Origin of the sequence: Treponema phagedenis (assembly GCF_008153345.1) — a bacterium.
GTDB lineage: Bacteria > Spirochaetota > Spirochaetia > Treponematales > Treponemataceae > Treponema > Treponema phagedenis.
This window is the reverse complement of the sequence record NZ_CP042818.1, coordinates 2865817-2881875: the sequence shown is the minus strand read 5'-3', so window position 1 is coordinate 2881875 and position 16059 is coordinate 2865817. Positions and strand designations below refer to the sequence as shown.

12 protein-coding genes are annotated in these 16059 nt (G+C 41.0%); 3 read left to right on the top strand and 9 right to left on the bottom strand.

Annotated features, from left to right (window positions below; genetic code table 11):
• Nucleotides 1–47: 47 nt before the first annotated feature.
• From FUT79_RS12635 to FUT79_RS12595, 9 genes are all read right to left on the bottom strand, one after another.
• Nucleotides 48–1283 (bottom strand): FGGY-family carbohydrate kinase, encoded by a 1236-nt coding sequence (locus FUT79_RS12635; protein ID WP_024753123.1) that lies wholly within the window; start codon nt 1281–1283, stop codon nt 48–50.
• Nucleotides 1283–2563 carry a ribose-phosphate diphosphokinase gene (gene prs, locus FUT79_RS12630; RefSeq protein WP_002698039.1) on the bottom strand — a complete coding sequence of 427 codons (1281 nt, stop codon included), beginning with the start codon at nt 2561–2563 and terminating at the stop codon, nt 1283–1285. The genes FUT79_RS12635 and prs overlap by 1 nt, the downstream gene beginning before the upstream one ends.
• A 415-nt stretch (nt 2564–2978) precedes the next feature.
• Nucleotides 2979–3752 (bottom strand): TIGR03943 family putative permease subunit, encoded by a 774-nt coding sequence (locus tag FUT79_RS12625; RefSeq protein WP_052812541.1) that lies wholly within the window; start codon nt 3750–3752, stop codon nt 2979–2981.
• Between the two features lie 30 nt (nt 3753–3782).
• A complete protein-coding gene (locus FUT79_RS12620; RefSeq protein WP_002698044.1) occupies nt 3783–4712 on the bottom strand; it encodes a permease in 930 nt (309 codons plus the stop codon).
• A gap of 78 nt (nt 4713–4790) precedes the next feature.
• Nucleotides 4791–5315: a hypothetical protein gene (locus FUT79_RS12615; RefSeq protein ID WP_024753126.1), complete on the bottom strand. Its 525-nt coding sequence runs from the start codon at nt 5313–5315 to the stop codon at nt 4791–4793.
• Nucleotides 5316–5406: 91 nt separating this feature from the next.
• A complete protein-coding gene (locus FUT79_RS12610) occupies nt 5407–7137 on the bottom strand; it encodes a tetratricopeptide repeat protein (protein WP_148879614.1) in 1731 nt (576 codons plus the stop codon).
• A gap of 907 nt (nt 7138–8044) precedes the next feature.
• Nucleotides 8045–9733 (bottom strand): ABC transporter permease, encoded by a 1689-nt coding sequence (locus FUT79_RS12605; RefSeq protein WP_148879615.1) that lies wholly within the window; start codon nt 9731–9733, stop codon nt 8045–8047.
• 12 nt (nt 9734–9745) lie between these two features.
• Nucleotides 9746–10549: an ABC transporter ATP-binding protein gene (locus FUT79_RS12600; RefSeq protein WP_024753128.1), complete on the bottom strand. Its 804-nt coding sequence runs from the start codon at nt 10547–10549 to the stop codon at nt 9746–9748.
• Nucleotides 10550–11060: 511 nt separating this feature from the next.
• On the bottom strand, nt 11061–11822 hold the full coding sequence (locus FUT79_RS12595; protein WP_148889715.1) for an SDR family oxidoreductase: 762 nt from the start codon (nt 11820–11822) through the stop codon (nt 11061–11063).
• A 615-nt stretch (nt 11823–12437) separates the two neighbouring features.
• On the opposite strand from FUT79_RS12595, the gene gatC reads away from it, so the two are divergent.
• From gatC to gatB, 3 genes are read left to right on the top strand one after another with little or no spacing between them, the layout of a single operon-like run.
• A complete protein-coding gene (gene gatC / locus FUT79_RS12585; protein ID WP_002698716.1) occupies nt 12438–12743 on the top strand; it encodes an Asp-tRNA(Asn)/Glu-tRNA(Gln) amidotransferase subunit GatC in 306 nt (101 codons plus the stop codon).
• A gap of 9 nt (nt 12744–12752) precedes the next feature.
• Nucleotides 12753–14210, top strand: a complete 1458-nt coding sequence (gene gatA / locus FUT79_RS12580) for an Asp-tRNA(Asn)/Glu-tRNA(Gln) amidotransferase subunit GatA (protein WP_002698715.1) — start codon at nt 12753–12755, stop codon at nt 14208–14210.
• The gene (gatB, locus tag FUT79_RS12575) at nt 14207–15691 is read left to right on the top strand and encodes an Asp-tRNA(Asn)/Glu-tRNA(Gln) amidotransferase subunit GatB (RefSeq protein ID WP_024753130.1); all 1485 of its coding nucleotides are present in this window, start codon (nt 14207–14209) and stop codon (nt 15689–15691) included. The genes gatA and gatB overlap by 4 nt, the downstream gene beginning before the upstream one ends.
• The last annotated feature ends 368 nt before the right edge of the window (nt 15692–16059 follow it).

The following is a 16059-nucleotide window of genomic DNA, read 5'->3' as shown; positions in this document are numbered from 1 at the left end:
GAGGGAGGTATCAAAAATGTTAAGCGGTTTTTAAGCATGGTTTAGAATTAGCACTCAAAAGCGAGGCTTTTATTAAATTTCCGCGTATATGTTTCGTAATGTTCAGGATTCGGGGTATATATTCTTTTTATTTTGCAAAGCTTTGCCGCCGCCGTGCCGAGGTCGGGGTATTTTCCGAGGGCGGTGTATGCAAGGGCGGCATTACCGGTAAGCTCGGAATCGTGAATAAAGGGGAGGGCAAAGCTTCTGCCGGTGATGTCCGCCTTTATTTGCAGCCAGATCCTGTCCTGTGCCTGCCCGCCCGAAACCGCGTACACCGGTTTGTATCCGCTTACGCTTTCCAGTAAATCCAAGCCTTTTCTGATCTCAAATCCGATGGTTTCTACCAGCATTTTTCCTTCGCCGATTTTTGTATTCGGATACGAATTATCAAGGCTTATTTCTAGTTTGGAAATTGCCTGCATACAAGAGTAAAAATTTCTTTTGCCAAATCCGGTGCTTTGTAAATAGGTTGCAAATTTACTTCCCGAATCGGGGATAAGGTAGGAAATATTCCATAAATCACTTATTATTGACGGCAAAAACCGCAACCCGCGAGCATTTTCGGGGCGTTCTTGTATGCAAATATTTAAACCTTCGCTTGAACCCGCGCGATCGCAGGCTTTCCCCGCTTCCAAAGTATCGGTGCCGATGAGGGCAGCAAGAAAATCGGGGACGCTGCAAATAACCGGAATTCCTTTCCACGTGCCGACCTTCGTTCCCGCCATCACAAAAGGCGGGAAAAGCTCCGGCGCAAGATCTAAAGCTGCAAGCCGTTTATCATCCCAATATGCCGCCGTGTACCGCTGTTCAGGCAACACGGTTACCGCTTCTCCGGTAAGTTTGTAAATAAGATATTCAGGCCCTGAAAGAAGATATCGCGCAGACTGAAAAATATGCGGATAGCATTCTTTAAAAAAAAGTGCACGCGGCAAAAAAATAGAGGGCGGTGTAGAAAAATCTCGCGGAGCTTTTTCATTCCAAAGTAAAAGAAAATCTTTTTTTTTCTTGGTATTGCTAACCGCAACAAAAGAAGGTCCGTTTCCCGAAATGCAAATTGCCTCTATTGTATTCTTTTGAGACATGACATCAAAGGCTCGGATCAAGCTTGTGAACCAACTTTCGGCGGTTACCGGCTCCGGAAAATAAATCCGCTTATACTGTAACAGTGCCCCTTCATCATTAATCACCGCAGCCTTTAAAGAGGAAGTGCCGATATCGGCAGTAAAAATTCCTGAATTCATTATGTGGTTTCTTTTGTGCCTTTGCTATCCTGATTTGGAGTATTTGTTCCGTGCAAAAGCCGCTCAATAATATCACGGTTATCCAAAAGGCCGCTTAAAGATTGATTATGATGCAAACGGGCAATAACCTGTGCAAAAAGCCCCGAAACATCGGTTTTAATATACCATTCTTTAGTAAGGAGCTCTTCGTGATACACTGCATTAGTGCCGATAATGCGATAAAAATGCCCTTTTGCATAGGCTTCATCAAAAAGTCTAACAGCATCGCCGGTAAAAAAAGGCAAGCTTATAGCGGCAATAACTTTTTTTGCGCCCTTGCTTTTTAAAAACTCCATTGCCTTTAGCAAGGTGCCGCCCGTGCCGAGCATATCATCGGCAATAAAAGCGGTTTTCCCCTTTACATCTCCAAGCAAATTAATGCTGATAATATTACTCTGTTTTGCATTTTGTGTTATAACCGAATAATCCCGCTCTTTGTAAATCATTGCAAGCGGTTTTTTTAAACCTGTAGAATAAAACTTATTTCGATCAATTGCACCGCTGTCGGGGGACACAACCACAAACTGCTCATCGGGATCACAAAGTTTTTCTATTTTTGCAAGTTCGCGAATAATTTGGTAACTTGCATGCAAGTTTTCAATTCTTGCAGAATGAAAAGCATTTTCAATTTCTCTGGAATGAATATCGAGTGTGATAATTTGACTGACACCGAGGGTTTCATACAGCTGCCCCAACAAACTTGCAGTAAGACCTTCCCGTCCTTTTTTCTTGTGCTGTCTGCTATACGGATATACCGGCACCACAAGCGTAATCCGCGCAGCCCCCGCATGACGAACCGCATCAATCGTTACAATTAAGGACATCAGATGGTCATTCACGGAAAACCTTTGCTTGTTTTTCCCCTGATTAACCGTAAGGACCTGATGGTTTTCCACATCTTGAAAGATAAACACATCCTTTCCTCTGATACATTCATTAATCTCCGTTTTGAATTCCCCATTCATAAAATAGGTAAATAAGGCATCAACCTTAAACTTCGGAACTCGAAAATCCGAAATATTTTTATTCGCAAAAGAGCTTGAAGAAAATAAATCGGTATAAAAATTAATATTTTTTATAAGCTCGGATTTATCCTGATTATATCGTTTGGAAAGCCTATCCAGCTTTTGACGAAACCTCCGTGCATAAATATGCGTTAGATGCTTAATTGTTTCGTCCGCAAAACTCTCTCCGCCAGGGCATGCCACTATTGCTAAATTTGTCGGTATAGAATATTTCATCGCTTTATATTTTCTAAAATCCCCCGTAAAGTATTACTAACATAAAACGCAAAGCTTTGCAAGGACTGAAAGGTCGATTGTCGGCAAGAAATAGGGAAACTCCTCTCAATCGACAGTACATAAGAAACTGAGCTCTGTGTGCGAAGCATAAGCGAACAAATTCCTGCGCAGCAACAAGTGAAATCCGAGGGCTAAGGGGCGAAGGCCACGTAATGCGGAGCATAAACGGCAGCCAAGTAAACCCCTCACCGGTTCCTTTCCTTGAGGTAATGTAAAAACGGGCATTGTTTTGTTGTAGCTGAAAATAATCGATCAAAAAGCGCTTTGGCAATGCATAGAAGAGTAAAAGCGCAAACCGCAATGCTCAAATGTTTTTTACTCTTCTATGCGTATGCTCTGGGGCTGTTAAAAACACCTAAAAGGGGTATACGTACTCTTGGGCGGGACGGGGGATTTTTTTTACCGAATGTACGCGGATGAGCGGTTCAAAGCCTTCTTCGTAAGCGCTTTTTTCCACGATACCGGAAACGAGCACCCATTCATCATCGGCAAGATGTAAGGGAGTTTTGCTTTCACAGAGAATACCTACCGGCTGCATATCCGCCGCACAGCAGACCATTAACAGCCTTCCGATTGCAAATTGTGTTTCGGTAAATGAATCATGAAGCCAAACTGCTCCGCTTATTTCGATTTCTGTTCCCGTCCAAGAATCTAATCGCAAGTAGAGTTCGGGTAGCCACTTTCCGAAATCGATATCATTCATAATGATTTTTCCGTTTGTCAACTGCGCTGCGGAGGTTCCGTTGTCCGTAAACGGATTTATAGGCGTATGATTTTGTACAAGCGATGTTCCCGTATCCATATTAAAACTTAAAGAAGAAATCGAAAGACTCTTGTTTGAGGGCAGCAAAGAGGGTGCGAGCGCAAGCAGGAAAAGGATGAGGTACCAAGGCTTTTTATGTGAACAATTTGTTGTGTTTTGCAGTTTGGCTATTTTAAGTATCGCAATGAGCATGAAAGTGCAAGCGGCAAAAACAATCATCGGGATATGCCTTTTATGCACATACGCGTACACTGATCCTGAAAATATGGTAAGCAGGAAAGTAATGGCAAGGATAAAAAGGACAAGGATTTGTCCGGCTTCTTGTATATCAAAATAGTTTTTTTTAGTCATTTTTATTTCTCTCATTTATTTTCTTTTAATCTATGCGCATTTTTATTACATAAACATATGTGTGAATACGAAAATCGCAAGTATGTTTAAAACGGTAACAATGAGCGCAAGCTCTATAACAAAACGTTTTTTAAACATGGAAAGCAGCATAAATAGGTTTTTGATGTCCATCATCGGACCGTATATTAGAAAGCCCATCACAGAGGCAAGGTTAAAGCGCCCTAAAAAACTTTTTGCGATAAAAGCATCGGATGTTGAACAAGCTGAAAAGAGGAAGGCAAAGAGCATTTGTATTAAAATGCCTAAGAGTCCGGATGTTGCGTGTAAGAAAAAAATATTTTCGGGGATTGCGACCCGTATCACGGCGGTAAAAAAAGCACCGATAATGAGAAATTTTCCCGCATTAAAAAATTCGTCGCCAGTATGGAGGAAAAGTGCGATAAGCTTTTCTTTAAACGAGTCTGCGTGCCGATCTTCATGACAATGCTCGCCGTGTTCGTGCCCGCATGCACAAGCGCAGGCTTCTGCCGTCTCATCTTTTTGAATATCTTTATCGGGGTATAAAAGCAGGAAAAGCCCGATAATAAGGGCTGTTGCCAAGCCAAAACAAACCCGATATACCGCAACAAGAGGCATTTCCGAAAATGCATACAAGGTTGCAATAATCGAAATAGGGTTTGCAATCGGGGCGGCGAGCATAAAAGTTACTGCAATGGGCATTGAAACTTTTTTCTTTATCAACCCCGTCATTAGTGGAACAGTTGCACATTCGCAAACGGGAAAAATAAACCCGCTGAATAAGGCGGTTAAAAAGCCTATTCCGCTCTTGTTCGGAAATATTTTTATGATTAATTGATCGGAGACAAAAATATGCAATATTGAAGCAAGAAATGCTCCCAAAAGCATAAAAGGAAAAGCTTGCAATATGATACTGAAAAAAACAGTATACAAGGTGCTGAAAAAGAGAATATTCATAAGAAAATGAGTATAGATATTTTATCCGGATCTGTAAACAGAGAACAGCTTAGAGATTAGCATTCTGCATGAAATTTTTTACTCAGGGTCGCGGAATAGGGAAGAGTTAAAGCAGGTTTCAAGCTCTCGTTCTGAATAACGCTTGGAATTAGTAAAATTTTCTTTCACAAGATTCACCGTTTCTTTATCAAGAACAAGCCCTTTGTCATCATGCAAATAAACAACAAAATCTTCAAAAATAGAAAGCGGCAGCCACGGAAAAGCAATATCAAAAATATTATACCAGGCATAATGAGGTTTGATTGATTCATCAGTGAGCAAAACTTTTTGTTCTCTTAAAATATCTCTTTTTGCGGGATGAATGGTAAATACCTTTTGATTTAATAAATCGCAGTAATCCTTCGATCCAAACAGAGCTCCTGTTTTTTTTATTAAATCCATTTTTTTTATGGTAGGGACATCCGCCAAAATAGAAGCTGTAATAAAATTCAAGCCTTCGTGTTGTACGGTTTCCAAATCCTGATGTTCAACCGCAGCAAGCGCAATGCTTTGTTTTAAATCTCCCTTTTCGAAAAGCGGTCTCAAAATTTTCATTGCATCCATGATTATTATATTAATTTATTTTATAATAAAAATCCAGTATCAATCGTTAAATAGAATCGATATTTACATAAATGATATAGGATATGAAAACTTACTCAATGATAGTTTCAAGTTTTTTTGCCAAGTCTGCATAATAGTGGTTGCTTGGATCCAAGGCGATAAGCTGCCGAAGATAGTACTGTGCCTTTCGGTAATCCTGCCTTCGATAATACCACGTATACATAGCAAAAAGGGAAGGCTTGTTGCGCGGGTTTGCAAGCAAGCTTGAACGCAAAAGTCCGAGTTTTGAATCTTCCGAGGTTGAGAGCATTGCCTGATAATATAATAGTATAGATTTTAGCGGTGAGCGTGCGGAATCAAGTTTTCCATTAATAATGAAACGAATTTGTTGAAAATTTTTTGATGCATAAAGAGTTTCCAAGTATAACGAAATAAGGGCATCGGAAGGATTTTCGCTTGCATTATATAATTGTCGCGCAAGGTTAACCGCTTTCTCCGTGTTGCCTGCACCGATATATACCTGTATCAACAATTCTCTATTTTCATCACCGGGGTATTTTGCATTTAAATGCTCGGCTCTCGGAATAGCTTGCTGCCATTTTTCCAGTGCAATGTCGTTCTTTATTAAAAGCTTTAACGCAAACATGTTCTCTGAATCTTTTTTTAAAATAGTTGTAATAAAATCGTTTGCATCCATGCCCGTAATGGTTTCTCCGGTATCAAAACAAATTTCAGCGCAAGCGAGTAAAACACTGATATTTTCAGGGTAATATTGGTATGCTTGCTCAATATAGGCTTTTGCGGAAGCAAAATTTTTTATCCACTCTTTTGCAACCCTTGCACGAAACAAAAGATACTCTTTATCCGTTCTGTTTTTTGTCGCATAGGCGTCAAGTAGTGCATTTGCTTTAAGATACTCTTTTCTTTCAATAAGAATTTGAATACGCAGTAATAAAGCTGCGGTATTTTCAGGTCTTCGCTTTAATACTTCAATTATATAGGGTTCTGCGGAATCTAAATCTTTTAATTTAAGATAGATTTCTGCTTGTAATAGAAAAATTTCGATATTGTCCGGAAATCTTTGTAAAAGTTGATTGCCGATTCTTTTTGCCTGTTCGGTATTCCCTCCCGCAGCGGCAAATCGGGCATACTGAATTCCTGCGGGGTAACACGAGGGGGCTATTTCCCATGCCAGTCGGTAAGCGGTTTCCGCTTTAGAAGAACTTCCCTGCAGCTCAAAATATTTTCCGAGCAAAAAAGCCGGCAACACGGATTCCGGCATGAGTTTTTGTGCAGCCTGGATCCTGTGTAAAATATCGGTTAAATGAGTTTTGCTTATAGTTATGTTTTTAACGGTAAGAAGCAGAGGAGGAATGATCAACGAAAGAAAATCATTTTCAGATAATTCATACGGGTATTCTCCGCTTTCAATTTTATTGAGTGCGGTTAAAAACACATTTTCTTCAGTGTACAAGGGGGTGTTCCATGAAATCGGCTCAAAAGGGTATAAATAACGCATAAACCTTGTGATAAGCTGCAAGTAAAGCCGATTATTTATTGTTAAACCTAAACTGTCCTCTTGAATTTGTTTTACGGCTTTCCGAAATGAATAAGGGGAGCCTATTTGAATATTTCTCAGTATATTAAGATTTGCCCGCTCCTCCATGAATTCTTCCTTGTCGGGGGTTTTTAGTATTGTTTCTTTTGCATTTTTGGGTACAACAACGGCTTGTTCTATCGGGACAGGCGCATCTTTTGAACTCTGACAAGAAAAAATAGAAAAAAAGAAAAATACTACTTTTAGCCGACTATTTCGTTTCACTTACCACACTCATAATTAAAATAAAAAGAAAGAATCATTGGCGCTCCGAAACTTCTGCGTATGTTAGAGAAATCTTTTTGATGTTTTTGTAAAATCCGCATTTAATACTCTGTTTATGAGGTTTTTGCGGCGATTTTGACTTCTCACGATAGACTTTCCAGCCCAATACTATGGAAAGCTTTTGAATTCGGTACCTGTAATTGCGCCCCAGTATATCGCATATCGTATTGCTTGCCAATATTATCGGTTTTTAGCTGCAAAAATTGAAACAAACCGGAGAAGAAAAGGATACCGGCCGGAATTCAGCTGTAATGCAGAGTCTCGGTTAGTGTGAAAATCGGTAAAATTTAAGATTAAAAACCGCAGAAAAAACACTTCTTTTATCGATACGGTATAAAACATTCTTTTGATATCTCAATTATATTTTTACTATCGACGCTTTATTTAAAAAGACATCGAAAAAATTTAAAAAAATAGGAGTTCGACACAACGGTTTGGTTTTGACATCCTTGTCAAAACCAAACCTATGAGTTTGAAAACTCCGAGTACGCTGTGGTAGTTTTCAAACTCAATTCTGCGTGGAACCACTGCCATCCGTGGCAGTACTGAGTTTTGCCGTCTGTGTCAAAAACTAAACCACGAGTTTTAAAAGCACTTGGGAAAAGTTTGTGCTTTTAAAACATCGTTTCTGCATGGAACCACCGCCACGCCCTTATTTTTAGTATTCTTGCTTAAATCAGTGCTGCGAGTTTAAAAACTCCTATTTATGTCAGTGTGGTAGTTTTTAAACATCGTTTTACATTGTTCTGAGTTTTGCCGTCCATTGTAATTTACCATAGGAATGCAAATCCGGTAGTACTGAGCTGCTCTCTTGTGCTGGACTAATTACAGAACGGTGTACTTGCTTTTACAACTCAATCTTAGCTATTTTGTTTTCTGCAAAAATACCGTATGGTTTGAGCAATACGAAAAAAACCGCCGCAGGAATGCCCGCAAAATAGATAAGAAGTACCCAATCATATGTGTTGCGGCTTAAAAAAAATACGACTATGGCAATTCCCATAATTATAAGATTAAAAAACATCACAAACATAACATTTAAGTTTTGCTTCATTGCGCTTACAGGATTATCCCAGTGCAATTTCGGTTTTGCGGTATCTAAAAACAAACCAACCAGATTAAGCATTGCAGAAAAAGCCAGCGAAATTAAAGAGGCAAAAATGATATATAAAATACTTAATTTAAAAAAAACGGCGGCAAAGCCTACAATGATTATTGTTGCAAAGACAGCGAAAATCATTGCATGAATAAGCTTTGCGTACATAAAGATTTTTATATCAATCGGAAAGCTTTTAATAATCGGAATAAATTTTGCATCCCTCGAAACAGCGGTATCCGCAATATTAGTCATTGAGCCTAAGATGCCTGCGGCTAAACCGGTAATTACAAATACCGAACTCGTATCGATAAATTGCATAATTTCCGAAGACATTTTTAACCCGTTGTTTTTTGCGCTGAAAATAACTATCAGTAAAATCGGTAAAAAGATAATCGATAAGGGGCCGTTCAAAAGATAAATCGGCGTTCTGTTCATCATATTAAATTCTCTTTTTACGCAGGTATAAAGGAGCGGTGCTGCCTTTATCTTTTTTTTGATATATTGAGAAACGTGTTTTGCTTCAAGTTTTTTGACCCTATGTTCACCAAAACCGATTAAACTTTTTGCGTACATGTTTGACATAAAAAATATAACACAGACGGGCAGCACCATCGAGGCAAGCAGCAATCCAAACAACGAAAAAAAGCCGAAAAGAGAAACAGGCTGTGTTAAAGCAACTCCTACAAATTTTACCAGCGGATAATATGCGCCGAAATCTTGCAGTGCCGCTGTTCCCGAAGCAAGCGTTTGTAAAATTTCATCGGGAGTTCCCTTTGCGGATTGCAGAATATAATTAAATCCTATTGCAAACCCCATACCTATAATTCCGTTGACGGTCAAAATGAGGTTTTTGTTTTTTAAAAAATTGGTAAACCGCATGATTAGAATATTAAAAAAATAACAAAGCGCAATCATCGGAAGCGGTATGGCAAGTGCGCAAACAAGCGCATAAACATAAAATAAAAATGGAGGCTTTTCGAATATCCCGTAAATTATCGAAAGAACCGCAAAAAAAGAAACGGAGGTAAGGATTCCGTTTACAGAATTTGCGGCAAACTTTGCACCGAAAAGAGCCCGCGGTTTAATCGGCATCGACAAAAAAAGCTCTTCAATATCGCCGATATAATACGTGGAAGTGGTAAGCATAAATCCGATTAAAAGTGTAAAAACGGAAATAATCGCCGCTGAAATTTCAAACAAAAGATTCATATTGTGAAGCGCTTTTGCCGTCGTGTATAAGCTGTAAGCCGCTCCTCCGAAAAAAAACAAGAGCGCTACAAGCAATAATGCAAAAAGAATTATCATACCGAATGCTTTTAGCTTGGACGTTTTTTCGCCCGGTTGTCCTTTCTTTTTCTTTTTTATCTGCTCTTTTAAATTTTTAAAATTAAATGTTGAGGCTAAATATATTTTAACTAATCTAAAAAATACTTTCATATCGCCGCTCTTTTACTTGTCTTTTTTAGGATCATTTTCGGGGTTTTCATTATCAAATGCTGAATCCGAATTTCCGAATGAGGAAAGTCGATCCGTATCAACCAATTCCAAAAATAATTTTTCCAAAGAACTGTTTTCCCCGCGCGTCTCCCGCAATTCTTGCAGCGTTCCTTCAAACATTATTTTTCCTGCGCTGATTATCGAAAGTCTGTCACAAAGTTTTTCCGCAACTTCCATCACATGCGTGGAAAAGAACACCGACTTGCCCGCATTTGCCATCTCTCTCATAATCTCTTTTAATTGAAATGCGGATTTTGGATCCAAGCCGACCATCGGCTCATCAAGAATCCAAACCGCCGGATCGGGTAAGAGGCTTGCAGTAATCAAAAGTTTTTGTTTCATCCCGTGAGAAAAACTCCCGATGCTGCTGTTTAAAACTTCGTTTATTTCAAAAAGGCTCGCATAGCGTTCCACTCGTTCTTGCCGCAGATCTGTTGGCACACCGTATACATCGCCGACAAAATTAAGATATTCCACCGCCTTCAGCTGAGAAAAAAGTTCGGGATTATCGCTTACATAGCCTATTCTTTTTTTTGCTTCCATGGGATTTTCGGCAATATCAATGCCGTCAACAAGTATTTGTCCCGAATCGGGATTGAGCACTCCGGTTATCATTTTAATCGTTGTTGTTTTTCCCGAACCGTTCGGCCCGAGAAATCCGAAAATCTCGCCGCTGCGTACCTGTACTGAAATAGTATCGACTGCCTTAACTTTTGAATTTCCGTATGTCTTTGAAATGTTGGTAATCTCTATCATAACCACTCCGATAAAAATTTTTCAAAGCCATTATATAGAAAAAAAAATATGTTGAATAGAAGCGAGTCCGTATAGATTTTCTGCTGTGCGTATAACCGGTACAAGATTCTGTAATTAACGAGCTGCTATGTTAATCGAGGAAACGACAATAATGACTTGCGGATTCAACATTCCGATGGTAAATTGCCTGCCGTTGCGCCGTGTCGGACTCTTTTATAATAGAAGCTTTTAAACTCGCAGCACTGATTTAATCAAGAATACTAAAAATCAGGGCGTGGCGGTGGTTCCACGCAGAAACGATGTTTTAAAGCAAAGTAATTTGTAAAGCTTTAAAACTCGCAGGTTTGGTTTTGACATGGACGTCAAAAACTCAGAACCGTCACGGACGCCCGTGGTTCCATGCAGAAGCGACGTTTTAAAGCAAAACTATTTGCAAAGCTTTAAAACTCGCAGGTTTGGTTTTGACAAGGACGTCAAAACCAAACCGGTGTTCACGAACCGTTAGTAAAAATTAATTTGCGGAAACGCCTCCGTCAACAACCAGAACTGCTCCGTTTGTAAACTTTGATTCATCGCTCGCCAAGAATAAAGCGGCGGCGGAAATATCTTCTACCTTCCCGGGTGTTATCGTGGAGTCTAAGCCCGCCATAACTCTTTCAAGTCCGAACTGACTTAAATTCTTTTGGCTGTCCATTACTTCGGTGTCGACGCCGCCGGGACAAATGACATTGCATCTGATTTTTTTATGTGTATACATGTATGCCGTGTTTTTTGTAATACCCACTATTGCATGTTTAGATGCGGTATAAATCGCACCGGCTCTGGCACCGTTTGTTCCGCCGATTGAGGCAATGTTTACGATGTTTCCTCCGTCTGCTTGTTTAAGCATTTCAGACACAGCTTTTTTTGTTGCCATAAGCGGTCCGTAAAGATTAACATTCAGAATCTTTTCGTAAAGCTCACGAGTGATTTCTGCAACAGGTTTGAACTCATCCATAATTCCGGCATTATTTACAAGCACATCAATTTTTCCGCCTTCTTTAACGGCAAAATCAATCATACCTTCAATGACTTCATCTTTACTGATATCGCCCGGATACGGAAGGATTTTTCCTTCAAGTCCCTTGGCTTCGTTTTTTAATTCTTCAAGCCGCTCGGCTCTTCGTGCAACAACTACGACAAGGGCTCCTTCTTTTGCAAAATCAAGCGCAATCTTTCTTCCCATACTGGAACTTGCTCCAGTAACAACAACTACTTTGTTTTTGAATCTCATATTTACCTCCCATCGATATTATACAGTATTCTATACTCTTTTGAAGAAGCAGGCAATAGTTATTCGCAAGCCTTACACATGAATAAAGGGCTGTGCCCATTGAACCTGACTTTTGAGTACTGATTTCAAACGATATTTGAAAACTACCGCAGCATACTCGGAGTTTTTAAATTTGCAAGGTATAATTTTGCCACGGACGGCAAAACTCAGAACGGGCACGGACGCCCGTGGTTCCAAGCAGAATTGAGTTTGAAAACTACCACAGCTATATAAACAGGAGTTTTCAAACTCATAGGTTTGGTTTTGACAAGGACGTCAAAACCAAACCGTTGTGTCGGACTCTTTTTATTATTGATGATATCAAAATAATGTTGCATTATTACACCGATACAATAGAAGATTTTAAACTAAATCGTTGGGTCGGACTCGTTTTATTTGAAAGAGTCGGGGTTGTTTTCTGACGGTATTAGGATGCCGCTGTTTTTCATTTGCGGCGGACGCCGTGATTCCTAAAATAATCATCTTCCATAAAATACCTTTTTTTGGTATAGTAAAACACGCGCAAAAGATATAGTATTTTGTGCGATCCTCAGTTTTTTGTAAGGATTTTTCAAAATGGAAAAACATAAAATTACACCTGAAATCTTTGATAATCTTTTGTATTTATCCCGCCTTTCAGCAGATGATGCAAACCGCGAAGAAACCGCTCGACAAGTTGAACAAATTGTGCAGTATTTTGATGTTTTATCAAAATATGATGAGCCCGACCAAAAACTTTGCGATGAGAATGTGCAAACGGAAACACAGCTTCGCTCGGATGTTATAAAACAGGGCATTGATCAAAGCGGATTAAAGAAAATGACTCCCGAATATATGGACGGCTATTTCCGTGTGCCGAAAGTTTTGGGAAGCGGGGCTTAGGGGTTACGTATGGATATTTGTAATTTGAATTTTAGCGAGCTTAAACAAAAACTCGATTCGCGGGAGTTAAGCTCTTTGGAAATAGTGCAGGCTTTTAAAAAAGCGTATGAGGATGATGCAAAAAACGATCTTCCCTTAAACGGGTTTATAGAGTTTTTCTCCGATGCGGAGGAGAAGGCGAAAAAGGCCGATGAGGAGCGAGGTTCCGGCGGTGCGGCGGATAAGCCGCTTTTGGGGCTGCCTTTTGCGGTAAAAGATAATATTTCGATTAAGGGCGAGGCGTGTACCTGTTGCAGCAAGATTTTGCAAGGATATACGGCGCCTTTTAACGCAACTGTTATTGAGCGGCTGCTCGCAGCGGGTGCAATACCGATCGGGCGCACCAATATGGATGAGTTTGCAATGGGGTCTTCGACGGAATACTCGATATACGGCCCGTCACGAAATCCGATTGACAGGAGCCGCACCACGGGCGGAAGTTCGGGCGGTTCCGCAGCGGTTGTTGCCGGCAGTCAGGCGCCTCTTTCGCTTGGTACCGAAACGGGCGGCTCGGTGCGTTTGCCCGCCTCGTACTGCGGATTGTATGGCTTAAAGCCAACCTACGGCACTTTAAGCAGATACGGCGTTGTCGCCTTTGGTTCCTCGCTTGATCAGGTAGGGCTTTTTGCAAAAAGCGCCGACGATATCGCTCTTGCGCTTTCCGTTATGGTGGGCAAGGATGCGCGCGATGAAACAAGCGCCGATATTGATTTTGCCGGTTTAAGCTCCATACAGCCGTTTTCAAAAGAAGAATTGAAAAATATCAAGGTTGCCTTGCCCAAAGAATTTATTCACCAAAAGGCGCTTGCCGCCGATGTTTCAAAGGCAATGGTGGATTTTTTTGATTGGCTCCGCATGAGCGGAGTTCAAACGCAGGAAATAGACTTGCCTGTGTTGGATGCGGCGGTGCCGGTTTATTATGTGATTGCCGTTTCTGAAGCTGCAAGCAATCTGATGCGCTTTGACGGTATCCGTTATGGACTGCGTGAAGACCCGGGAAAAGGGTATGATGAATTATACATTGCCACCCGTTCCGACGGTTTCGGCCCCGAGGTAAAACGGCGGATTATTACCGGAAACTATGTGCTGTCTCATCATTTTTCGGGAGATTGTTACGAAAAAAGTTTACATGTCCGCGCCCGAATTGAGCGGGAAACCTCCGAGACTCTGCGGCACTATGATTTTATTTGCAGTCCGACTGCGCCGACACCCGCATTCAAATTAGGCGAAAAAATAAATGACCCCGTAACAATGTATCTTTCCGATTTATTTACTACCTTTGTAAACCTTGCGCGGGTTCCCTCTGTATCGGTTCCTTCCGGAATGACCGAAAACGGCTTGCCGATCGGAATGCAGATAGTCGGAAAACATTTTGACGAAAAAAACATTCTTCGGTTGGCAAAAACATGGGAGATTGAGCACAAATGAATAAAACAGAAAACGGATTAGAGTACGAAGTTATTATCGGCTGCGAAATACATTGTCAATTATTAACCAAAACAAAGGCGTTTTGCTCGTGCGAAAATAGATATGGCGGCATGCCGAATACCCGCGTGTGCCCGGTCTGTCTCGGGTTGCCGGGGGCATTGCCGGTTATCAGCGAAGAATATGTGCGGCTCGGCATTAAAGCGGGCGCCGCCCTTGGGTGTACTATTAACGCTGAAAGCAAATTTGACCGCAAGCATTATTTTTATCCCGACCTCGTAAAGGGCTATCAAATTACTCAGTATGATATTCCGCTCTGCGAAAACGGAGTAGTGGAAATTACCGAACAGGATGCCGAGGGAAAACCTGTTACTCGGAACATACGCGTTGAGCGTATTCATTTGGAAGAGGATGTCGGTAAGAGTTTGCATATTGAGGGTGCGCACAGCTATATTGATTATAACCGCTGCGGCGTTCCGTTAATCGAGATTGTCTCAAAACCCGATATGAAAAGCCCTGAGGAAGCTGCTCAGTACATGCAAACAGTGCGGGAGATTTTGAAATTCATCGGCGTTACCGACGGCAACCTTGAAGAAGGGGCGATGCGCTGCGATGCAAATATTAACTTAAAAATTATCGAAAACGGCAAAGAATACCGCACGCCGATTTCCGAAATAAAAAATATGAACTCATTCAGGGCGGTTCGCGATGCGTGCGCATACGAAGTTAAACGCCAGCTTGAAGAATTCCAAACAGACCGTCAGCTATACTCCGACGGCTTTAAACGCACAATGGGTTGGGACGAGCCGAACGGAAAAACGGTTATTCAAAGAACCAAAAACTCGATGATTGATTACCGCTTTATGCGGGAGCCCGATGTTAAACCGCTGCGGCTTAGCAAGGGCTATATTCAATCGACGATAGAGTCTGTCGGGGAACTTCCTGCGGCAAAGCGCGAGCGTTTCCAAAAAGAATATAACCTTTCTGCCTTTGATGTGCAAACTTTGACTGCGGAAAAAGAGCTTGCCGACTGGTTTGAACAGGCGGTGAAATCCGCCCATGATCCGAAAAAAACAGCGAACTGGATTTTAGCGGAAGTGCTTGCGGTGTTGAACGAAAAAAATATTTCGTTGAAAGAACTTCCCTTTACGCCGCCGATGCTTGCCGAATTAGTAAACGCGATTGACGGGCAAAAAATTACCGGCAAGCAGGCGAAGGAAGTGTTTGCGGAAATGCTTGCCACCGGCAAAGCGCCGAACGCCATCATTGCTGAAAAAGGCATGGAGCAAATCAGCGATTCCGCTTTTATCGAAACCATTGTTTCGCAGGTTTTTACTGAAAACCCGCAAGCAATCAAAGATTGGAAAAACGGAAAAACAAACGTTGCAGGCTGGCTCATGGGGCAGGTTATGAAAAAATCAAAAGGCAAAGCAAACCCGCAACAGGCAACGGACCTCGTAAATAAAAAACTCCAAGCCGAATAGTTTGTATTGGACATATCCCTTCCGTGCGGAAGCTCCACATAAAATGAGTTTGAAAACTACCACAGCTATACTCGGAGTTTTCAAACTCATGGATTCCATTTTGACAAAGACGTCAAAAACTCAGAACAGGCACGGACGTTAAAACCGGATTTAAGCATTCCTATGGTAAACTACTCACCATTGTCAACATCAGAACGGGCACGGACGCCCGTGGTTCCAAACCGTTGTGTCAGACTCTTTTTTATAATTTGTATTAAATGTTTTAAAAACCGGTCAGGTTATCAGAAAAACGTGATAGTTGTTCCTGTAATGATAGACAACATCGATTATCGAAAAGTTCAAATAACGAGTTTTGTTTTTGAATCGGT